24 protein-coding genes are annotated in these 20,623 nt (G+C 68.8%); 12 read left to right on the plus strand and 12 right to left on the minus strand.

Annotated elements, in window-relative coordinates; genetic code table 11:
• Positions 1-7 precede the first annotated feature (7 nt).
• Positions 8-397 (minus strand): carboxymuconolactone decarboxylase family protein, encoded by a 390-nt coding sequence (locus tag ACIO3S_RS04895; RefSeq protein WP_400460149.1) that lies wholly within the window; start codon positions 395-397, stop codon positions 8-10.
• A 129-nt stretch (positions 398-526) separates the two neighbouring features.
• Here ACIO3S_RS04895 and ACIO3S_RS04900 point away from each other — a divergent pair, with 129 nt between their 5' ends.
• The 9 genes from ACIO3S_RS04900 (at position 527) to ACIO3S_RS04940 (ending at position 7,335) form a co-directional block, all read left to right on the plus strand.
• Positions 527-949 (plus strand): DUF302 domain-containing protein, encoded by a 423-nt coding sequence (locus ACIO3S_RS04900; protein WP_400460150.1) that lies wholly within the window; start codon positions 527-529, stop codon positions 947-949.
• On the plus strand, positions 933-1,193 hold the full coding sequence (locus ACIO3S_RS04905; protein WP_091051628.1) for a metal-sensitive transcriptional regulator: 261 nt from the start codon (positions 933-935) through the stop codon (positions 1,191-1,193). The genes ACIO3S_RS04900 and ACIO3S_RS04905 overlap by 17 nt, the downstream gene beginning before the upstream one ends.
• Positions 1,194-1,407: 214 nt before the next feature.
• Positions 1,408-2,457: a hypothetical protein gene (locus ACIO3S_RS04910; protein ID WP_400460152.1), complete on the plus strand. Its 1,050-nt coding sequence runs from the start codon at positions 1,408-1,410 to the stop codon at positions 2,455-2,457.
• Between the two features lie 73 nt (positions 2,458-2,530).
• Positions 2,531-4,543 (plus strand): MDR family MFS transporter, encoded by a 2,013-nt coding sequence (locus tag ACIO3S_RS04915; protein ID WP_400460155.1) that lies wholly within the window; start codon positions 2,531-2,533, stop codon positions 4,541-4,543.
• A 52-nt stretch (positions 4,544-4,595) separates the two neighbouring features.
• The gene (locus ACIO3S_RS04920; protein WP_400460158.1) at positions 4,596-4,898 is read left to right on the plus strand and encodes a hypothetical protein; all 303 of its coding nucleotides are present in this window, start codon (positions 4,596-4,598) and stop codon (positions 4,896-4,898) included.
• Positions 4,898-6,100, plus strand: a complete 1,203-nt coding sequence (locus tag ACIO3S_RS04925; RefSeq protein WP_350716524.1) for a hypothetical protein — start codon at positions 4,898-4,900, stop codon at positions 6,098-6,100. The genes ACIO3S_RS04920 and ACIO3S_RS04925 overlap by 1 nt, the downstream gene beginning before the upstream one ends.
• A 7-nt stretch (positions 6,101-6,107) precedes the next feature.
• Positions 6,108-6,467, plus strand: a complete 360-nt coding sequence (locus ACIO3S_RS04930) for a hypothetical protein (protein WP_160025412.1) — start codon at positions 6,108-6,110, stop codon at positions 6,465-6,467.
• A gap of 2 nt (positions 6,468-6,469) precedes the next feature.
• A complete protein-coding gene (locus ACIO3S_RS04935; protein WP_400460160.1) occupies positions 6,470-6,892 on the plus strand; it encodes a hypothetical protein in 423 nt (140 codons plus the stop codon).
• Positions 6,889-7,335 (plus strand): hypothetical protein, encoded by a 447-nt coding sequence (locus ACIO3S_RS04940; RefSeq protein ID WP_400460162.1) that lies wholly within the window; start codon positions 6,889-6,891, stop codon positions 7,333-7,335. Before ACIO3S_RS04935 ends, ACIO3S_RS04940 begins: the two co-directional genes overlap by 4 nt.
• Here ACIO3S_RS04940 and ACIO3S_RS04945 read toward each other — a convergent pair.
• Entirely contained in the window at positions 7,329-7,775 is a 447-nt protein-coding gene (locus tag ACIO3S_RS04945; protein ID WP_400460164.1) for a TY-Chap domain-containing protein, read from the minus strand. The two genes, ACIO3S_RS04940 and ACIO3S_RS04945, sit on opposite strands and share 7 nt — an antisense overlap.
• 124 nt (positions 7,776-7,899) lie before the next feature.
• Here ACIO3S_RS04945 and ACIO3S_RS04950 point away from each other — a divergent pair, with 124 nt between their 5' ends.
• Positions 7,900-8,676 (plus strand): NPP1 family protein, encoded by a 777-nt coding sequence (locus tag ACIO3S_RS04950; RefSeq protein ID WP_400460167.1) that lies wholly within the window; start codon positions 7,900-7,902, stop codon positions 8,674-8,676.
• A gap of 7 nt (positions 8,677-8,683) precedes the next feature.
• On the opposite strand, the gene ACIO3S_RS04955 is transcribed toward ACIO3S_RS04950, so the two are convergent.
• The 8 genes from ACIO3S_RS04955 to ACIO3S_RS04990 form a co-directional block, all read right to left on the minus strand.
• Positions 8,684-9,823: a N(5)-(carboxyethyl)ornithine synthase gene (locus ACIO3S_RS04955; RefSeq protein WP_400460169.1), complete on the minus strand. Its 1,140-nt coding sequence runs from the start codon at positions 9,821-9,823 to the stop codon at positions 8,684-8,686.
• Positions 9,823-9,957: a hypothetical protein gene (locus tag ACIO3S_RS04960; protein WP_400460171.1), complete on the minus strand. Its 135-nt coding sequence runs from the start codon at positions 9,955-9,957 to the stop codon at positions 9,823-9,825. The genes ACIO3S_RS04955 and ACIO3S_RS04960 overlap by 1 nt, the downstream gene beginning before the upstream one ends.
• Positions 9,958-10,083: 126 nt before the next feature.
• On the minus strand, positions 10,084-10,839 hold the full coding sequence (locus ACIO3S_RS04965; protein ID WP_400460173.1) for an anti-sigma factor domain-containing protein: 756 nt from the start codon (positions 10,837-10,839) through the stop codon (positions 10,084-10,086).
• Complete coding sequence (sigK, locus tag ACIO3S_RS04970) at positions 10,836-11,435, minus strand: ECF RNA polymerase sigma factor SigK (RefSeq protein WP_400460175.1); 600 nt, start codon at positions 11,433-11,435, stop codon at positions 10,836-10,838. The genes ACIO3S_RS04965 and sigK overlap by 4 nt, the downstream gene beginning before the upstream one ends.
• Before the next feature lie 37 nt (positions 11,436-11,472).
• Positions 11,473-12,114: a fasciclin domain-containing protein gene (locus ACIO3S_RS04975; RefSeq protein ID WP_400460177.1), complete on the minus strand. Its 642-nt coding sequence runs from the start codon at positions 12,112-12,114 to the stop codon at positions 11,473-11,475.
• An 82-nt stretch (positions 12,115-12,196) separates the two neighbouring features.
• Positions 12,197-13,735, minus strand: coding sequence for a molybdopterin-dependent oxidoreductase (locus ACIO3S_RS04980; protein ID WP_400460179.1), 1,539 nt, complete (start codon positions 13,733-13,735; stop codon positions 12,197-12,199).
• A gap of 119 nt (positions 13,736-13,854) precedes the next feature.
• Complete coding sequence (locus ACIO3S_RS04985) at positions 13,855-15,612, minus strand: DUF429 domain-containing protein (protein ID WP_400460181.1); 1,758 nt, start codon at positions 15,610-15,612, stop codon at positions 13,855-13,857.
• Positions 15,613-15,660: 48 nt separating this feature from the next.
• Positions 15,661-16,356, minus strand: coding sequence for a class I SAM-dependent methyltransferase (locus ACIO3S_RS04990; RefSeq protein WP_400460183.1), 696 nt, complete (start codon positions 16,354-16,356; stop codon positions 15,661-15,663).
• Between the two features lie 53 nt (positions 16,357-16,409).
• Between ACIO3S_RS04990 and ACIO3S_RS04995 the strand changes: the two genes are divergently transcribed.
• Both ACIO3S_RS04995 and ACIO3S_RS05000 read left to right on the plus strand, forming a co-directional pair.
• The gene (locus ACIO3S_RS04995; RefSeq protein WP_400460185.1) at positions 16,410-17,330 is read left to right on the plus strand and encodes an AraC family transcriptional regulator; all 921 of its coding nucleotides are present in this window, start codon (positions 16,410-16,412) and stop codon (positions 17,328-17,330) included.
• A gap of 91 nt (positions 17,331-17,421) precedes the next feature.
• Complete coding sequence (locus tag ACIO3S_RS05000; protein WP_400460187.1) at positions 17,422-17,778, plus strand: hypothetical protein; 357 nt, start codon at positions 17,422-17,424, stop codon at positions 17,776-17,778.
• A 6-nt stretch (positions 17,779-17,784) separates the two neighbouring features.
• On the opposite strand, the gene ACIO3S_RS05005 is transcribed toward ACIO3S_RS05000, so the two are convergent.
• Together ACIO3S_RS05005 and ACIO3S_RS05010 are read right to left on the minus strand one after the other, a co-directional pair.
• A complete protein-coding gene (locus tag ACIO3S_RS05005) occupies positions 17,785-18,252 on the minus strand; it encodes an agglutinin cell wall attachment protein (RefSeq protein WP_400460189.1) in 468 nt (155 codons plus the stop codon).
• Positions 18,203-20,596, minus strand: a complete 2,394-nt coding sequence (locus ACIO3S_RS05010) for a DNA/RNA non-specific endonuclease (protein WP_400460191.1) — start codon at positions 20,594-20,596, stop codon at positions 18,203-18,205. Before ACIO3S_RS05010 ends, ACIO3S_RS05005 begins: the two co-directional genes overlap by 50 nt.
• Positions 20,597-20,623: the final 27 nt, after the last annotated feature.

Genomic DNA, 20,623 nt, shown 5'->3' on the forward strand with positions numbered 1-20,623 from the left:
TCGGGGCTCAGGCGGGAGGTTCGCCGGCGTCGAGGGCGTCGACGAACTCGCAGAACGCGTCGAAGGCTCGCGCGCCGTGGATGGTGGCGGGGCCGCCGTGCATGAGGAAGGTGACGCCGATCGCTTCGGCTGCCTCCTGGGGGCTCGCGCCGGCGCGGGCGGCGGCCTGGCCGTGAGAGGCGATGCAGCCGTCGCAGCCTTCGACCACGCCGATCGCGAAGGCGATCAGCTCCTTCGTCTTGCGGTCGAGCGCACCGTCGGCGAAGGCCGCCTTGGAGAGCCCGCCCCAGCCCTTGTAGACGTCGGGGATGGCGCGGCGTAGCTCCTGGTGGAGCGGCCCCAGGTCACGCAGGACGCTCTTGCCGTGAGGTGAGCTGTGGTCGGTCGTGGTGGACATGATGGCTCCTTTCGGCGTGGTCGAGGGACTGTCTCTCCTCGGCGGGCATAACCCCCCGGGGGGTTACGTTGACGACGGTAGCATAACCCCCCGGGGGGTTATAGAATCACTGAAGACGAAGGAGAACCGATGACCAGCTTCACTCTGAGCGCCACCATCCCCGCGTCGTACGCGGAGACCTTGGCGCGCGTGCGAGACCTCCTCGGCGACGCCGGATTCGGCGTCCTCACCGAGATCGACCTGGCCGCCACCCTGCACGCCAAGCTCGGTGTCGACATCCCGCAGCAGGTGATTCTCGGAGCCTGCATGCCCCAGCTCGCACATCGCGCGCTCGAGGCCGACCCGCGGATCGCGACGATGCTGCCGTGCAACGTCGTGGTGGCGGCCGAGGGGGAGGAGACCCGGGTGGAGATCTTCGATCCGGTCGCGATGACCTCGTTCAGCTCGGACGCCGGCGTCGCCGAGGTCGCGGCGGACGCGCGCCAGCGCCTCACTGGCATGTTGGAAGCACTCACGGAAGCGAAGAAGGACGACCATGCAGCTCGAGCCTGACGAGATCAAGGCCATCATCACCCGACTCAAGAAGGCCAACGGACACCTCGCGTCCGTGATCCGGATGCTCGAGGAGGGCTCGGAGTGTGAAGACGCCCTGACCCAGCTCGCGGCGGTCAACAAGGCGGTCAGCCGAGGCGGTTATGCGCTGGTCGCCACCGGGCTGGAGAAGTGCCTCGCCGAGGGTGGGCGCGACAGTGTCGACACCAAGAAGATGGAGAAGCTCTTCCTCGCTCTTGCCTGATCGGCGGGCCGATCACTGTCCACAGGCGAGCTCCGGGACGGGGTTATCCACAGGCAGGTGATAGGCGCTGGCGGGGCCTCGGGATCCGAGGTCTGCTGGGGTCATGCCCAAACGAAAGAAGCGTGAGAAGTCACCTCGTCCACCGAACAGGCCCGCGGATCCGCGGCGGCGGTCGTTCGCGGAGAAGGTCATCGACAGTCCCTATTGGCCGGCGATGTTCGCGGTGAACGACGCCGAGGCCCGCGGGGATGTGAAGTCGGCCCTGGAGATCATCCACACGACCAGCGATCAGCTCGACAAGGAGCAGTTCTGGCATCCGTCGCGCCTCGAGCGGCTGGAACAGCTGCAGCTGCTCGAGGCGCTCATGCCGAGGTGGGCGCATTCGCGATGGATCGTCGCACAGGCGATGCAGAGCACCAACGCGCGCAACCAGTGGCGGATGTCGAAGGCGATCCGTGTCGCGCTGGACGTCCGTGGCGGCCCCGACCCCGGACGTGACCGGGAGGACGACCGGATCCAGATCTTGGATCGCGACTGGGTCTACCGGCAGACCTTCCTCTACGAGCTCGGCGGACTCGAGGCGTTCTTGCGTCACAACGCGTCCGGCGACCTGATCGCCGGTGCCGACAGTATCTGGGAATGGGTGCGGGCACCGATGCGTGGCCTACGGCTGCTGGGACGCGAGCCGCGACACCTGCTCTGGGCGGATCCGAGGACCGGCGAGCAGCTGACCACGATCAACATCGGTGCCGGACTGCTCGTCGACGACGGCGAGTGCGTGATCGGCCGGATCGTGCCGATCGACGATGGCCTGATGTTCGAGACCGCGCCGCTGCGGGTGCCTGAGGAGGTGGCGTACGCCGTCGCGGATGAGCCGGAGCGGTGGATCGACGCGCTGCGTGACCGGACCGGCAGGCCGGGTCACGAGCCGGGGGAGATCTGGACCCACCGCGGGCTGCGCGACTACGGCTTGCTCACCGACATTCCGTACGGACTGGTCAACCTCGCCATGGACGCTGGTCTACATGCGTTCAGGAATCCCGACGACGATGGGTTGGTCGAGCTCGACGAGCTGTTCAACCATCCGGCCGACTATCCCGCCTGTCTGGCCGCGTGGCTGATGCGACCGGAGACGATCACTGCGCTCGGTGCGGGCGTGCCGCTCGATGGTCTCGCCGCGCTCGGCGGGTTCGCAGAGTTCGTCCACGAGCCGGCCGCGAGCCTGATCCGCGACCTGGCCGACCACCACGAGGAGGCTGCCTGACACTCCGCGAGGCCTCCCGCTCCGACCTGGAGTTTGGCTTAGTTTGATTCCAGTCGAGACCGTGGGGGTCGCAATGGCAGCACCGCAGGCGACGTCGGACACCGAGCCTCAGCTGAGCCGGCGCCGGATCAATCTCATCTTCGGCACCGTGCTCCTCGGCATGCTGCTCGCGGCGCTCGACCAGACGATCGTGTCGACAGCGCTGCCGACGATCGTGGCCGACGTCGGAGGTGCCGGACACCTGTCCTGGGTGGTGTCGTCCTACCTCCTGGCCGAGACGGTGGCGACCGTGCTCGCCGGCAAGTTCGGCGACCTCTTCGGTCGCAAGCTGATGCTGCAGGTCTCTGCCGGGCTCTTCATCCTCGCCTCCGCCGCGTGCGGGTTCGCGACCGACATGGCCTGGCTGATCGGCGCCCGCGCCGTGCAGGGCATCGGCGCCGGTGGCCTGATGGTGACCGCGACGGCTCTGATCGGCGACATCATCCCGCTGCGAGATCGCGGGAAGTACCAGGGCGCACTCGGCGCGGTCTTCGGTGCCACCACCGTCCTCGGTCCGCTCCTCGGCGGTCTCTTCACCGACCACCTCTCCTGGCGCTGGGCGTTCTACATCAACCTGCCGCTCGGCATCGCCGTGATTGCGATCGCCAGCGTGACGCTGCCGCAGATCGCCCGCGGCAAGCGACCCTCGATCGACTACCTCGGCATCCTCTTCGTCGGCCTCGGCGCCTCGATGCTGACGCTGGCCGTCAGCTGGGGCGGGACCGAGTACCCCTGGGGATCGGCGACCATCATCGGTCTGTTCGTCGGCTCGGCCGTCGCCTTCGCGATCTTCGTCTGGGTCGAGTCGCGGGCGGTCTCTCCGATCCTGCCGTTGCGGCTGTTCCGGGACCGGGTGTTCACGGTCAGCGTCGTGCTCTCGTTCATCGTCGGCTTCGCGATGCTCGGCGCGATGACCTACCTGCCTACCTACATGCAGTACGTCCATGGCGTCTCCGCGACGTCGTCCGGGATCCGCACCCTGCCGATGGTCATCGGTCTGCTGGTGACATCGACAGTGGCGGGTTCGATCGTGGGCCGGACGGGTCGCTACAAGATCTTCCCGGTCGCCGGTGCGCTGATCATGTCGCTGGGGCTCTATCTGCTCTCGACCATGGACGCCGACACGAGCACGCTGATGATGTCGCTGTATCTGCTGATCATGGGCATGGGTGTCGGCCTGAGCATGCAGATCCTGACGATCATCGTGCAGAACACCGCGGCCTACGAGGACCTCGGCGTCGCGACCTCGGGCGTGACGTTCTTCCGGACGATGGGCAGCTCGTTCGGCGCCTCGATCATGGGCACCGTCTACGCCAACCAGCTCGCCGACCGGCTCCCCGCCGCCCTCGCCACGGCCGGAGTCTCCCCGAACGACGTCGCAACACCCGCCCTGCTGCACACGCTGCCCGACGCCCAGAGCGCGCCGATCATCGGCGCCTACGCGGCGACGCTGCAGGTCGTCTTCCTCGCCGCGGTCCCTGTCGCCGGACTCGCGTTCCTGGTCGCGCTCTTCCTCAAGGAGGTGCCCCTTCGCGGCACCTCGAGGGCAGCCGCGACCGACACCGGCGACGGCTTCGCGATGCCCAACTCCGCCGACAGCGCGATGCGCCTCGATGCCGCCGTCGCCCAGCTCGTCCGCCGGCAACCGCCGGAGACCTTCACCATGCTCCGGGAGTCGGCGGTCGACCTCGACGCGGCGACCGCTTGGTGCGTACGCCAGATCGGGATCCGCGAGTGGGTCGGCGGCGAGACCTCGCTGGTCGCGATCGGCCACCGCCTCGGGATGCCCGGCGCGGTGCTGGCGCCGGCGTTCGCCTCCGCTGCGGCGCAGGGCTACCTCCACGGTGACGAGACGGCGTACGCCCTGACAGAGGCGGGCAAGGAGGAGCTCGCCAAGCTGGTCGCTGCGTTCAAGCAATGGCTGGTCACCGAGCTCGCCGACTGGGGTGCCGACGACGCCAAGCTCGATGAGGCGCTCGCCGCGCTCTCCCGCAGGATCGTCGAGGGCGAGCAGGACGTGCGGAGCCCGGCCGAGGCGGCCATATAGGGCTTTTACTTTCGTCCTGTTTGAAATCGGCGAAAGCGGGTAGGACGAAGGCATGAGTGACGACGACATGCACGTCAATCCCGACGATCTCAGGTCCATCAAGAGCACGCTCGACACCGCCGGCGGCGACCTCTTCAAGCAGGCCAAGCCGCTGCAGAAGACACCTGACGTGGGCGAGTCGTCCTCGGAGGTCGCGACCGCGCTGGCGTCGCTGGCGGCGGCCGTCGGCGGGATGGCAGAAGGCCTCGGGTCACTCAGCGACGGCGTACAGAACGCTCTCGACCACGCGACCACGACCGATGACGCGGCCGGCGACGCGGGCCGGCGTCACGAGCAGAGGGTGAGGGGCAACTGATGCCTGAGGCGATGGACACGAAGGTCTACGGCGACGCGTCGGCGGCGCAGACCGCGGCGGATGCGTGTACGACCGCCAAGGACGCGGTCGGTGACGCGCTCGACGATCTCGGCAAGGCGATCAAGACCGCCGGTTCCTGGAAGGGCCAGGCGGGCGCCGCGTTCGAGTCCAAGGCGGAGAAGCGCAAGAGCGACCTGCGCCAGCTCGAGTCGCGCATCGAGGCCATGGGCAAGGGTCTCTCGACCTTCTCGGGCGACCTCAAGGCGGTCGAGACCAAGATGTCGACGATCCGCACCGAAGCCAGCGGCGCTGGGCTCACGGTCAGCGGCACCATGATCTCGCCGCCGACCGACCCGGGCGAGGACGCCTCCGAGGGCGACGTCAACGCCCACAACACCAAGGTCGAGAAGTGGAACGACCTGGTCAGCCGGGTCGAGACGGCTCGCAAGGACGAGGACAACGCCCACGAGGACCTCGGCAAGGCGATCTCGAAGTCGACCGGCGACGGCTGGATCGAGGACCGCCTCGAGGACCTGGGCCTGCTGCCGAAGGACTTCTCCGACGGCATGCAGATCGGTGCGTACGCTCTGGGGCTGGCCGGTCTGGGGGCCGGTGCCGGCGTCGACTGGATGGTGAAGAGCCGTTACGGCACGTTCCAGCCGCGGGTGAACGGCCGGTTCGCCAGCCCGTCGAGCCTGACGAAGCTGGAGCGCGCCGCGAAGGTGCTCAGCGACAAGAACTGGCACGCGAAGGCCAACAAGGCAGCCGTACGCGGCAAGTGGCTGACCGCGGGCAAGTGGGCGACCCGGGCGGGCTGGGTGGTCACGGCCGGCACCTCGGCGTGGGAGCAGTGGCAGAAGGACGCCGATGACCCGTCGCTGTCGACGACGGAGCGGGTGAGTCGCACGGTGAGCACCTCCGCGATCACGACCGCGGGCGCTGCGGGTGGAGCCTGGGCGGGCGCTCAAGCCGGTGCCGCGATCGGCAGCATCTTCCCGGGACCGGGCACGGTGATCGGCGGTGTCGTCGGTGGCGTGATCGGTGGTGCGATCGGCTCCGGGCTGGCCGGCAAGGCCGCCGACTTCGTGGTCGACGAGGCCGGCGAGCTCGGTGAGGCCGTGGTCGACGGGGTCAGCGACTTCGCGGAGGGCGCCGGCGAGGTAGCCTCCGATGTCGGCGACGCCATCACCTTCTGGGACTAGGACCGCAATGATCTGGGCCGCACTCATCCTCGTCGCCGGCGTCATCGGCGCCGGGGTCAGCATCTGGCAGCATCTCGGGCTTTCGGCTCGTGCCCGTTCTTGGGCGACCGCGTGGAACCGGGGCGGCGTGGGCGAGGACGTCGTACTCATCCATCTGCCCTGCATCTCCGCGCTGGCCATCACCGGCTCGACGGCGTTCGGGCTGGTGCCGGAGCAGACCGCGGCATGGACGATCATCGGTGGGCTCTTCCTGCTCACCTGCCTCGTCTATCCGCTGCTGGTCATCGTGCCCACCCCGTCGTTCATCAAGCCGAAGTGGTATCGCGAGTCGCGCCCGAAGAAGAAGCGCACCGCAGGAAAGAAGTGACCATGTCCGATCAGACGACGATGACGCTCCCGGAAGGCTGGGAGAGCGTCGAGCCACCCGAGGGCGTACGTTTTCTGGCGCTCGCGCCCGCGAGCGGGACCTTCCGCGCCAACCTCACGGTGACCGCCCAGACCAACGGCGATCTGGGGTTCCGCGACTGGCAGGTCGGCTCCGAGATGGCGTTCACCGAGATGATGCCGGGCTACACGCCGATCGACCTCGAGCGCCTAACGATCGCCGGGCAGGAGGCAGGGCGGCGGCTGGCGATGTACGACGGGCCGGGCGGCTCCGCGCTGACCATGGAGCAGTGGTTCGTGGCGATCGACGGAGTCGGTCACACCCTGACCGCCACCTTGCCGACCAGCGACTATGCGACCTGGGCCGCCCAGATCGACGCCGCCGCCATGACCTGGAGCCCGGCATGAGCGCCGCCGCGACGGAGGTCGTCTGGGTCCTTGCCGGCCCGGGCGGACGCCTCGAGCACCGCGCCGCTGTCGACCCCGCGGGCATCCACCTCGAGCTCGGCGTCGACGGCACGCGTACGCAGCCCCTCGACCTCCCGCGAGGTCACCTGGTCCCGAGCCTGGTGCGCACGCTGAAGATCCGCCCGGTCAAGGGCGCGGCCGGGTCGGTGCGCCCGTTCCCGACTTCCCGGTTGGCCGAGCTGTTGGGCGAGGACCAGGACGCTCGCGAGGTGATCCTGACGGAGCTCGGTGCCCGCACCGCCTGGTCGATCACGGTCGGCCCGTGGCAGCTCGCCGGCATCAACGGCCCCGACGGCCTGCATCTCGCGCTGGAGAACAGGCTCACCCCGATGACCAACACCGGCTTCTACCGGATGCTCTGCCAGCAGCTCGGCGACTACTGATCCCGGCGGAGAGTGAGCGTCGCGAAGTCGGCGCCGAGGATGCCGAAGGCATCGACGAGGAGCCCGGCGACGAGCGCTGCCTCGGCCTGAGGAACGGTGCGCCAGTAGTGCGGCACCCCCGGCGCCGGGGCGATCGGGTCGGTCTCGTCGGGGGTGAGCCAGCCGGCCGCGCGAAGCGCCTCGTGCTGCTCGGCGGAGGCCTCCCAGGTGCCGCCGACGTGCTGCGTACCCGCGAACTCTGCGTAGAGGACCGAGTCCACGCACAGCACCTGGCCCCAGCGAGACGGCGGGGCCGACCGTGAGGCCTTCGACCTGAGCCGGGCGAAGATGCCCGTCGGTTCCGGCGCCGGCGGCGAGGGCTCAGCGATGATCACGAACTCCTGCTGCCCGAGGCCGGCGAGCTCGGCGGTGATCCGTTCCTGCCACTGCGTTGCGTCCACCGGTCCATCCAACCAGGGCCGGCGAGCAGCGTTACCGGCGCGTTCACACACCAGGGGTTGTCACGCGATCGTGGCACTGGTTGCATCTGAGCACCCCCTTCCCCCCACGATCAAGGGACCCCACATGACTCTCGGGAAACGACTCACGCGCAAGCTCGCCCTCGCGCTCCCGCTCGCCGCACTCCTCTCCCTCGTTCCCGCGGCCGCCTGGGCCGCCCCGCCGCCGGCGCTGCCAGCCTCGGCCCCGGAGGGCGACCGCACCTGGCAGCCGGCCCTCGACTTCGACACCGACGGCTGTTACAGCACCCCGGCGATCGGCCCGGACGGCACGCTCAACGGCGGCCTGGCGATGGGCGGCACGGTCAACGGCCAGTGCCGCGACCTCTCCGACCTGCAGAACACCAACGTCTACTCCCGCTCGAAGTGCAACAACGGCTGGTGTGCGTACCTCTACGGCTACTACTTCGAGAAGGACCAGGTCTCCTGGGGCCCCGGCTCGGCCGGCCACCGGCACGACTGGGAGCACATCATCGTGTGGGTGCAGGACGGTCACGCGCGGTTCATGTCCGTCTCACAGCACTCCGGCTACCAGATCAAGCCCGAGTCGGAGCTGCAGTTCGAGGGCGGTACGCACCCCAAGGCCGTCTATCACAAGGACGGCGGCAGCACCCACTGCTTCCGCTTCCCCAAGACCGGCGGTGGAGACGAGCCGCCCGAGAACCACGAGGGCGTCTGGCAGGTCAAGGGCCTGGTCGGCTGGGACAACTACCCCGCCGGCATCCGTGACCGCCTCGTCGCAGCCGACTTCGGCGCCGCCACCTTCAAGCTCACCGACGCGCGCTTCGGCAACGCGCTCGCGGGCGGGAAGCCGGCGGCGGTCACTCTGGATCCGTACGCCTGACCCACAGTCACACCAGAGCGTGAGGCGCCTCCGTCGCGCGCCCCTGGAAGGCGAGGATGGCGGGGTTGAGCACGCGGCCGTCGCGGATCTCGATCGCTCGGCGCAGCGTCTCGACGGCGTCCCACGCGGTCGGTCCCTCGAGTACCGGGCGCAGGAACGGGATCAACGCGTTGCTGTTCTCCCAGGTCGCCGAGTTCCACAGGTACGACGGACTGTGGTCGACCGCGTAGTAGAGGACGTTGTCGCCGACCAGGAAGGCCGGGTCGTCGAAGGTCGTGGGCCGGGCCCAGGCGAAGCCCATGCCCAGATCGCAGGAGACGTCGACGATGACGCTGCCGCGGCGGAACGCGGACAGGTCCTCCTCCTCGAGGTAGATCAGCGGGTTGGCCGTGTCCTGCAGGGTGCAGTTGACGATGATGTCGTTCTCGGCGAGGTACGGCGCCAGCGGCTCGCGCCCCCGCTCGGTGATCACGTGGCTGAGGTGCTTGCCGTCCGGCTCGTGGTCGAACTGCCGGATCCGCACTGAGTGGATCGGTGAGCCGACCGCGGCCACCTCTCGGTTGGTGAGCACCGCGACCTCGTGCACGCCGTGCGCGTTGAGGGCGGTCACGGCGCCACGTGCGGTGGCCCCGAACCCGATCACCACCGCGCTCAAGCGGCGACCGTAGTCACCTGTCAACCCGGCCAGCTCGAGCGCTTGGAGGACCGAGCAGTAGCCGGCCAGCTCGTTGTTCTTGTGGAACACGTGCAGCCCGACCGCACCGTCGCTGGTCCAGTGGTTCATCGCCTCGAAGGCGATCAGGGTCAGGCGCCGGTCGATGGCGATCTGGGTCAGCTCGGGGTCCTGTACGCAGTGCGGCCAGCCCCAGAGCGTCTGCCCGGGGCTCAGCGCCTCGACGTCCTCGAGCTGCGGCTTGGGGAGCAGCACGACGTCGGAGTCGGCCAAGATCTGCTCGCGTGACGCGAACCCTGCGACGTACTTCCCGAGAGTCTCGTCGCTGACCCCGAACCGGGCGCCATAGCCGTCCTCGAGCGTGATCCTGGACCGGATGTCAGGGTCCAGGTGCGGGATGTGCTCGGGGTGGAGCGGCAGCCGGTGCTCGTTCTCCTTGGCCGACGAGCCGATGACCCCGAGCCCCAGATGCATCATTTCTTCTTCGGCGGGTGGATCTTGTCGGCGAGGGTCTCCGGGGACCCCGAGCTGCGCTTCTCGGCGCGCTTCGCCTTGATGGATTTCCCGGACTTCTTGGACATCTTCTGCCGCGGCGACTTGTCGCTCATGGGGATCTCTCTGATGGGAAGCCTGAATGGCTCCATCCTGTGACAGTACGCCCCTAGTGGTCGGAAGCCGGCCGGAGTTTCCCTCGCCCCGTGCGCCTGAGCCGGCCGGCCTCCACTTCTCGCAGGTCAGGTGGCCTGCGAGAAGTCGAAGAGCGCGATCGGGGCCGAGGTCGGTTCGTCGGAGCCTCCCTCGGGCTCGACGGTGATCCCAGCCGCACTCGCGTCCCCGGCGTCGCCCTCGAGGACGACGGTCTGGTCGCTGCCGGCGGGCATCAGGCCGGCGGGGACCATGACCTCGTCGTGCTGGAGCCAGAGCTCGTAGACCTTGCCTGCCGGCGCGGCCGGCATGTCGGAGGTGACCAGCACCGCCCTGTTCTCCGAGACCGAGCGGACCACGCGGGCCCGGGCGTCGCCGGGCAGGTCGACGGCCACGGTCGTCGCGTCCTTCGCGTTCAGCACCCGTTCCGCGGTCGACATGGTCTGGCTGGAGTCCTCGCGGATCAGCTCGACCGCGGCGACCGTCCCGCTGCCGACGACGGCCAGCACCGCGGCCGCGGCGGCGAACGTACGCCACCCGAACCGGCGACGGCCGGACGACTCGTCCGAGGGCTCAGGAGCCTCGACGGCCCTGTGCTTCGGTGTGGTCTCGGGCGGAAGCGGCCGGATCTCCTTGATCCCGGCGAGCAGACGGTCGCGCAGCTCAGGCGGAGGTGCGGTGTCGGTCAGGCTGCCGAGCATCCAGGCGCTGTCGCGCAGGCTGGCCACCTCGTCGCGGCAGTCCGCGCAGGCGGCGAGATGCTCCTCGAAGCGAATGCGCTCGAGGTCGTCGAGGGCGTCCACCGCGTATGCGCCGGAGAGGGCGTGAATGTCTTGCGCGTTCATCGGCTCACTCCCATCGCGTCGCGCAACCGGATCAGTCCGTCCCGGATACGGGTCTTTGCAGTGCCTATCGGCAGGTCCAGCATGGCGGCGACCTCAGTGTGGGTGTAACCGCCGAAGTACGCCAGTTGTAGCGCCTCCCGTTGGACCGCCGTCAAGGTTTCGAGGGCGGCGTGGACGCGGCGAGCCTCCAAGGAGGTCTCCACGGCCTCGGCCGTCGTGTCATGTGGTGGGGTCTGGGTGGTCCCGTGGTAGGCCGTGTCGTTGCGGCCGGCGGACTCCGCGGATCGGACCCGGTCGACCGCACGACGATGGGCCAGCGTCAGCAGCCACGAATGGGCGCTGCCCAGGTTCTCGTCGTACCGGCTGGCGGTGCGCCACACCTGGAGGTACGTCTCCTGGGTGACCTCCTCCGCCTGAGCCGAGTCTCGGACCACCCGCAGCACCAGTCCGTGCACACGGGCGGAGGTCGCGTCGTAGAGGGCGGCGAAGGCGGTCTCATCGCCTCGGGCGACGCGACGGAGGAGCTCGGCAAGCCCCGGGGACCCGGTTCCCTCCGGCGACGAGTCGCCGGAGGGAACTGAGCTGAGCGGTCTCATGTGTCGATCCTCGCGGAGATCCGGTCCGATGTCCCGATCAGGGCATCAGGACGGTGTCGACGACGTACACCGTGGCGTTGGCGGTCGGGATGTTGCCGCACAGCACCTTGGCGTTCTCCTTGCCCACGGTGAACTCCTCGTCCGAGCCCTCGACGGTGATCATGTCGCCGGCCAGGGTCTCGTGCTCACCAGCGACCTCGTCCGGGCCGAGCTGCCCGGCCACCACGTGGTGGGTGAGGACCTTGGTCAGCGTCTCCTTGTCCGCCAGCACGGCGTCCAGGTCGGCCTTCGGGATCTTCGCGAAGGCGTCGTCGGTCGGGGCGAAGACGGTCAGCGCGTCGGCGCTGTTGAGGGTGTCGACGAGCTCGGCCTGGCCGACGGCCGAGACGAGCGTCTTGAGGAGCGGGTTGGCGCTCGCCGCGGAGGCGACCGGAGCGGTCGACATGCCGTTGAACGAGCCGGCGCCGTCGGCGGGGATCAGCTTGCAGCCCTCACCGAAGGTCTGCGCACCGGCCTCCATGTCCTCCTCAGGAGCGGCCTCGGTCGACTCGGAGGTGCTGGACCCGCCTTCGCTGCCGGAAGCGGTGTCCTCGGAGCCACATGCCGAGAGACCGAGACCCAGCAGGAGCGCCATGGACGCGGCGACGCTGCCGGTGCGGGTGATCGTGTTGAGCTTCATTGGGAGAGCCTTTCGAGGGTTGGTCTCTTGCTGTCATGAGGGCTTCGGCGCGGTCGCCGAATCGGATTTCGCCAATTTGTTCTCAGGTGACGGTGACGACGATTTCCTGGATCCCGCTGGACCCGTCGGGGAAGGGGGTGGTTCGCTCAGCGCTCTGCACGTTGCCGTCGCGATCGGTGACCCGGACGGCCAGCTGGCGGCTCCCGGGCTCGGCGTCCCACGGCATGAACCACTGGCGCCAGTAGTCGATCCCGGCGTCCGGACCGAGCTCGGCCGGCTGCCAGCGGCCGCCGTCGATGCGTACGTCGACCGTGGCAACGCCGTGGTGCTGGGCCCAGGCGACGCCGCCGATCACTGTGCGGCCGCCTTCGATGTTGCTCAGCGGCCGGGGCGTGTCGATCCGGCTGGAGAGCTTGATCGGGGCATCGATGGCCCAGTCGCGGTCGGTCCAGTAGGCCGTCGCCTCGTCATAGCGGGTCAGGGTGAGCTTGGTGACCCACTTGGTGGCGCCGACGTACCCGTAGAGGCCGGGCACCACCAGCCTGGCCGGGAAGCCGTGGGTGCGGGGGAGGACCTCGCCGTTCATGCCGAGGGCGACCATCGCGTTACGGCCGTCCATCGCGGCCTCGAGCGGGGTGCTGATCGTGAAGCCCTCGACGTCGGTCGAGAGGATCTGGTCGGCGTTCTTGCCGACTCCAGCCTCCTCGAGCAGCTCCTTGAGAGGTACGCCGGTCCAGCGCGCCGCGCCGACGAGCTTGCCGCCGACCTCGTTGGAGACGCAGGCCAGGGTGATGTCGTACTCGACGTTCTCCCGCGCGCGCAGGTCGTCGTAGCTGAAGGTGAGCTCGCGGTCGACGTCACCGTCGATGGTCAGCGACCAGCTGTTCTGGTCGACGATCGGGACGGCCAGCTTGGTGTCGACCCGGTAGAAGTCGCGGTTGCGGGTGATGAACCGGGAGATCCCCTGGTGGGTCTCCTCCAGCCCTGCCGGGAGCGCCGGCAACGGCTTGCGGACCCGCGGCAGCATGATGTCGGCGAGCGCCGTACGGCCGCGCACGATCATCTGCCCGCCGGTCGCGGCCGCGGCGGAGAGCAGGGCGAGGGCCCCGAACCCGATCAGGACGCTGCGGCGGGTGGCCGCGCCTTCGTCTGGGGCATCCTGCCGGCGGGCCGGGGTGCGCTCGGCGGTCAGGGCGCGGGTCAGCAGCACCAGCACGCCTGGTCCGAGGACGAGCGCCACCAGCGTAGGCACGAGGTTGGCGATCTCGAAGAGCGGCTGGCGGACCACGGCGGCTCCGGCGAGCAGGACCAGGCCCGCCATCAGGCCGACGCCGAGCCACAGACGTCTGCGGGCGATCACGCCGATCACGGCGGCGAACGCGATCGTGACCAGCAGCACGCTGCCGATCAGGATCGGCTTGTCCGCGCTGCCGAGCTCGCGCACCGCCCATTCCTTGACGGGAGTGGGTGTCGCGTCGATGACCGCGGTGCTGACCGCGAGCGCGGGGGAGGAGGCCGGCGTGAGCAGCGCGGCCGTGAGGTGCGCGACGGACATTCCGACCGCTCCGGCGAGCACACCGGCGGCGGCATGGGCGAGGGTGTGACGATCCAGACGTCTCATGGGGGTGGTTCGCGCCCGGAGACGGAGCGGATTTCCTGTAACACGCTGTTCGTAGGACTACTCGCCCTATCAGAACGACCGGATAGTCCTACGAACAGCGTGTTACACGGGCGATCGAGTCAGTCCGTGTCGCGCATCTTGGCGAGCCTGGCACGCAGGCCCTGCTCCCGGTGCGCATTGGCACGCAGCTCGACGTAGGCGTCGCCGTAGACCCAGAGCAGGGCGTCATCGAGCCGCCGCACCGCCCCCGGCGGATAGCGGTAGTCCATCCGCGCCATGAGGGTCTCCTCGTCGACCGAGCGCAGCGCGTCGCCGAGCTCGCTCAGGGAGGTGATGCCGAGCTCGAGGATGACCCCGGAGATCCACCCGTAGTGGTCGGTGCGTGACCAGCCGGCGTCGGCGTACTGCCCGGCCAAGAAGGCCGCCAGCTCGCGGGGACTGATCCGCGGGTCGTCGTCGGGAGACTCCGTGCTGGCGGCGGTCCCGCCCTCCCGCAGCCGATCCCTGATCGTGGAGAACTCGCGGTCGGCGAGCTCGAGCAGGCCGGCCGCGAGCGTGAACCGTCGGTCGAAGTCGGGTCTGTGCTCTCTGGGGATGGTGCCCTTGTAGCGGATGTCGTGCTCGAACTCGGCCCAGGCGTGCTGCAGCACGGTGCGGATCTGGATCTGCGCCTGGCGGCCCCGCAACAGCTCGTACGCCGCCTGGCCCTCGCGCGCGGGGTCGAGGCTGACCAGCAGATGGCGGCTGGCGTACCCGAACCGGCCCTCGCTCGCGGTCTCCTCGCCCATGTCGCGGTCGTCGTGGACCACGACCTGGTCGTCGAGGAGGTCGGCGACGGCCTGGACGTCACTGTGGACGTAGGTGATCACCCGCAGCCCGATCTGGTCGGTGATCTGGCGGAGCGGGTCGGTGAAGACCTGCCGTCCGTCGACGGTACGAGCCGCCTTGGCGGCGAACGACGCGACGGACTTCGCGCGCGAGGTCACGGTCAGGTAGTTGATGCCCGCGTCGTCGAGGATCGAGGTCACCAGCTGTACGTACTGGTCGGCCGCCTCTTGCAGGATCGGCTGGATCGCGGCGTACTCACGGACCGCGGTCGCGGTGTCGTGGATCCTCGACCCGGCTCGTCCGCGGGGTGTCGGGCGGAGGTCGTCGGGCAGCGTCGGGGTGACGATGTAGCCGGTGGCGAAGTCTCCGTAGGTGGTGGTGCGGTCCGGTGCGCGGGTCGCGAAGAGGCCGATGTAGGCGGCCAGCACCGCGTCGACCTGGTCCTCGACAGCGCGCAGCTCGCTCTTGCGTACGGCACTCTCGGCGGCGGTTCGCAGGGCGTGCCAGGACGGGTTGTCGAGCAGCAGCGGCGGGTCGGCACTGGCGAGCCCCTCGAGCAGGCCGAGCAACGTGATCAGCTCGGCGCGCAGTTGGTCGATGTCACGCCCCGACTTGTGCTTGTACTTGAGTGTCCGGCCCAGGCGGAAGAGTGCCACCGTCGCGGGGTGGGGGTAGACCTCGATCGCCCGGCGCCGCCGGCCGGACCGGGGGTTCATGTCGAGCCCGAGCCGGGCCGCGATCCGGGCGCCTCGAGGCTGCTCGCTGAACTCCGGCTTGCTGGTGTTGGAGGGATGCGCGCCGGCGTCGAAGCGCGCGAAGTCCTTGTTGAGCGCCGCCTCGGCCGGACGGTTCCCGGTGGGGTTGTTGACGATCAGGGGAGCATCGAACGCGACCAGGCAGTCGTCGCCGACGTACGGCTCCATGGCCGCGACGATCTCGTCGTCGGTCTTGGCGGCGCTGACGTGCACGAGACGGCCATCCTCGTCCAGGACGGCCACGCCGGTGGGCCTGCGCACGCCCCAGGCGAGGTCGACTCCGAGGAAGTACATGGGGCAAGACTGCCCGTCCGTGAGGCGCGGGTCTAACCCCCGAGCTCGTCAGCGAGTCGCCTGGACGATCGTGATCGGCCCGAACCGATGCTCGATGTGGTCGATCTCGCGGGCGTCGGTGAACCCGGCGCCGCTCAGCAGGGTGACGATCCCGCCGTCGAGGTTCCGCTCGGTGTGGACGTTCATCCCGCGGTGCCGGTGGCCCTCGTGGCCGTGTCCCTTTCCGTGGCCACCGTGTCCGTGGTCGGGGGCGCCGAAGTCGACGATGGTCACCCGCCCGCCGGGCCGGAGCACCCGGTGGGCCTCCCGTGCGAACCCCTCGCGCCCGGCGTCGTCGACGTGGTGCAGCGCGAGCGAGGAGACGACGTGGTCGACGCTGCCGTCCTCGGGCAGCAACCGGTCGGCGTACCCCTGCACCAGCGAGAGACGTACGCCTCGCCGACCCGCCTTCCGGGCGGCGATCCGCAATGCGCCGGCGTCCGGGTCGTGCCCGGTGACGACGGCCCCGGGGACGGACCTGAGCACCGCGAAGGAGAGGTTGGCGGTGCCGCAGCCGACGTCGAGGACGCTCTGGCCGGGCTCGATGCGGGCGAGCTCGACCGTCCGCTCATGGAGCGCGCGGACGTGGGCGAACCGGGTGAAGAGGTCGTAGAGGGGGAGGAGCCAGGTGCGGCCCATGCCGGGAAGGAATTCGCGGCCCCGATCGCTCTCGGCGCGGCCGTCGATGATCTGTATGGTGGTCATACATCCACGATGGGACATCTTGCGGATCAGCGGTGGGAGGGAAGTCGGTCGCCATGGGACGTTCTTCGGATCCGGCGTCGGTCGACGCGCGCCGGGTGCGCACCGTGCGCGCCGACGGCACCCCTGTCTACCGCTGGGACCAGCGCCCCGGCGTACCTCCGGTCAGGGTCGTCCCCCTCGACCCCGACTGCGAGGGCGAGCACCTGCCGCCCGACAACCGGCACGCCCACGACTTCTGGGTGCTGGCCTACGTCGAGCGCGGCGGCGGCGCCGTCGGTCTCGACGGGAAGCAGGTGGAGCTGCGCGACGGCGAGGTCCACGCGGTGGCTCCCGGCGAGGTCGTGGCCGCCGAGTCGATCGCCGAGCTCACCCACGCCCGAGCCTGGTCGGTGGCGTTCACCCCCGACGCCATCCCGTCGCTGGCCTCCATCTCTCCGCTCACCTGGGCCCACCACCCGCTGCTTGCGTTGTTTGCCGCCGACGGTCGCCGTGGCGTCGTCCCCGAGGTCGAGCGCCCGCGCTGGCAGGCCTGGCTCACCGAGCTCGACGACGAGCTACGCCACCCCGAACGCCTCGGCTCCCACGACACCGTCACCGCCATCCTCACCCGGCTCCTCGTCGCGTCCGCGCGTCTCGCTCCCAGTGCTCCTATCGCCCCGGACCCGCTGGTCAGCCGGGTCTTCGACGAGATCGAGAGGACGTACGCCACCAAGGTCTCCACCGGCGATCTCGCCCGCACCCTGGGCTACACCCCCGGCCACCTCACCACGGTCGTCCGCCAACGCACCGGCCGCACCCTCCTCGACTGGCTCACCGAGCGCCGCCTCACCGAAGCCCGCCGCCTCCTCCGCGAGACCGACCTGCCCTTGTCGGTCATCTCCACCCGCACCGGCCTCACCGACCCCGGCTACCTAGTACGCCGCTTCAAAACCCGCTACGGCACCACCCCCGACCGCTGGCGTCGGGAGGCATGAGCACCGTGATGGTCGACCTTGGCTCCTGAGTCGGGGCGAGGATGCTCCGTGAGCGTCTGCAAGCCAGGCCGATGCATGGGATGCTCATCGCATGTCGCTCGACGACGGCCTACGCCAGCTCCTCTCCGACCATCTCCCACTCGGCGAGGCGATCTATACGCTCGGTTCGCAGCGACCAAACTGGATCATCAGGATCGCGCCTGAGGGGATCTACGTGGAGACCGAGCGCTCGAGAGGCCGTGGTGTCGATCCCGAGCGTGTTCCCGCCGAGATGCTGACGAAGGCTTGGGAACGTCTAACTGTCCGGGGTGTGCTCACGAACAAGGAACTCGTCGCCCACGACGACCTCAATGTGAAGCGCTCATCCTTCGTCTGTGCCGCCTTCGCCCAGCTTCCCGGCGTGGCCGTGACTTCTACCAGGCCGATCACGCTCTCCTATGAGCGCTGACAGCGCTCACTTTGCGCGAGCGCGGGCCTCCTCCAGCCTTGCAGTGAGCCAGTTGGGGATGAGGTCATCGCGGCGTGGGAAATCCTCCAGATCGAGCCCGTAGAGTCCCGGGTCGACGGGCCTGCTCCACTCGGGCTCGGCGTCGTAGTTGAACTCGACCTCTGTGGACCACTGACCATCGTTGTTGGTGACAGTCCACTGCGATGAGAACCACGTTCCGGCACCGGGCCGATACATGACGTCGCGAAGCTCCTCGATCGCATCGAGTGCATCGGGTCCCGGGACGCGTTCGACCGTGCCGTCTGGCCGATGAGCAAGCAGTTCGATCTCGGCGTACATCGTGAGAACTCGAGGGGCGTAGACCAAGCTTGACCACTCACCGGGAACCGCCTGGGCCGCCAGCGCTGCGATCTCGCTGATCAGCTCACCTTGGCGGATCATCGCTGGAGTCCCGGCTTCGCTGGCTTCGGACATTCCTGAAATACTCCTCCGGCTGGTGGACCCCGTCGATGGTGTAGTCGGCCCGGATCCGGCGTGGCGTCCGGCTGGGGCTGTTGCGCTGGTACTCGATTTTGAGGTCGACGCTCACGTTACGCCCTTGGTTGACAAGCCCACGCAGCCTCGCCTCGAACGCGTAGAAGCTGTTCGGGATCGAACCGAATTCCTGCGACCCGGATCGGTTCAACTCTTCGAGCATGGCGACGATATTGATCCTCTCCGCTCCTCCTGCATGGGCGTTCTGATGCAGGTGACCGCCGTCGTACCCGTCGCCCGCTGCGTTTCCGACTGCGGCCTGGATCGACTCCGACCGTGGTGCATCCCCGCGGGCCGCCTGGACGTCGTTTGCCTTCACCGTCCGGGTCTCGTCGTCGGTGTCGTAGCGGAATCGGTCGCTGACGACGTAGGTGACATTCGGGGCCGGATAGTTGAGATCCCAGTTCAGGTTGCCCTTCGTCCCAAAGGCCGTTTCGACGTGGGTGAGCTCTGCTGCGTCGTTGGTGTAGTAGATGCCCCGACCGGGCACCTCGTACGCAGTGTTCGGCTCTAGGGCAAGCCCTCTCGGCGGGAATCGAGTTCGGGGTCCTAGGGGATTGGTTGTGAGGGTTCGGCTCACACGCGGTGGTGGGTACTTCTCAGTGGCTCGAACCAATGGGTGCGGCCCGATCGGCCAGCCGTACTGCGGCTCTCTCTCGGTCGGCGTGGCCGACGGCGATGCTTCCAGTGCCTTCGGCGTTGGAACGTACGGCACGAAGTTGGCAGCATCAGGATCGGTCCAGGTCGCGCCGGGCGGCGGCAGGTAAGGGAGAGCGAAGCTGGCCGACTGCGCACCTGCGAACGTGGACGCTGCCTCGGCACTGCCCACAGGGCGGCGTGCTGTGCCATGCGCGGCACCCATTCGAGCCGACAACGCCGTCCTGAGCGGCGCGAACGCGCGACTCAGGATGGGGCCAACGGTGTAGGCCTGCGGGCGGACCAGCTTCCAAGCGACGTACGTCAGGACGCCGATGAGGCCGAGCTTGAGGACGAACCAGATGGCGTCGGTGGCAAGGATGGCGGCGAAGAACCGCAGCAGCAGAAGTCCCACGAGGAAGCAGACGGGGCCCATCACCAGTGGCCCGGCGACACGCTTGAGCATCGCGACTGCCGCGTCGCGGGTGCGATCGATCATGAACAGCACACCCAGCGCCGGGGAGAAGGGAACAATGAGCCGAATCAGCGCGTACGCGAGCAGCGTGGCGAGAGCGGCGAGGAGCAGGAAACCGCAGGTCGCCAGGATCATGGCGAGGTTCACGAGCGAAGTGGTGACTCGCTGTGACCAGTGGCCGCCCTTGAAGTGGTCGTACGCGAGCGCGTCGGTCTCTTTGATCTGCTCGGCGTACGTCTTGAAGTCATCGGCCTTCTTCTCGACGATCTTTGCGCCGGCGCCATCAGGATCGTCGCGGTAGGTCTCGTACTCCTCCCAGGAGAAGTGCGTAGCGGCGAAGACCTTCGGCCCGTACTCCTTGGCGGTCGCCGAGTCTGGATTGCCGAAGACTCCCGTGGCCCAGGTGCGGTACTGCGTGGTTCGGACGATGTGGTCGAACTGGACGTCCACCGCGACCACCGCCGACTCGTCGCCGAGGTCCTTGGCGTCCTCCGGGAGGGCCTTGTCGTCGTTGAACGATGTGGCGATCAGCTCGGTCGCGCCGCGCACACCGTCGTCGACGAGGTGAACCGCCTCCAACGGGTAGTTCATCAACCAGGACGAGAGGCCGAGTACGAGAAGCGCCCAGGCTGCTGCGGTAGCCGACCCGGCGAATCGGCCGGCTCGTGACCGCAAGATGATGATCACGGCGACGAGAAGCAGGACGATCGGCAGCCATGGCGACCACACTCCCTGTGCGGTCGCGGTAGTGGCATCCACGACGGGTTCTTCGAGTGCGATCAGCCATGAGCTGGGGGAGAGCACCGAGTGGAGCAGAGCATGCGACCAGTTCGGCAGCAGGCCGGAAAGCTCGAGCAGGATGTTGCTGAGCGCCGTGCCGGCGTCGGCGATGAACTGCCCGGTGCAACCGTTGTCGTAGGTGAACCATTGCGGTGATGTCCCGTAGACCGATTCGATCGATGCTGGGTGATCGGCGGCGAACGGATCTGCCGACCGCCCCGCGCGATCGACATCGAGCTCGACGACGAACGATCCGAACCCATGAGGTGATGCCGGAATCGGCGCATCGAGGTTGTTGCACGCGTCCTCGCCAGGGATCGGCAACGGGTCGAACGGTACGTCGATCGCCGCAGCCGGAACCGCGGTCAGCAGCGTGAGCAGAAGGGTTGCCAAGGCCAGCAGCCGGCCAAACGCCCGCCT

This window comes from Nocardioides sp. NPDC087217, from assembly GCF_044744805.1.
Lineage (GTDB): Bacteria > Actinomycetota > Actinomycetes > Propionibacteriales > Nocardioidaceae > Nocardioides.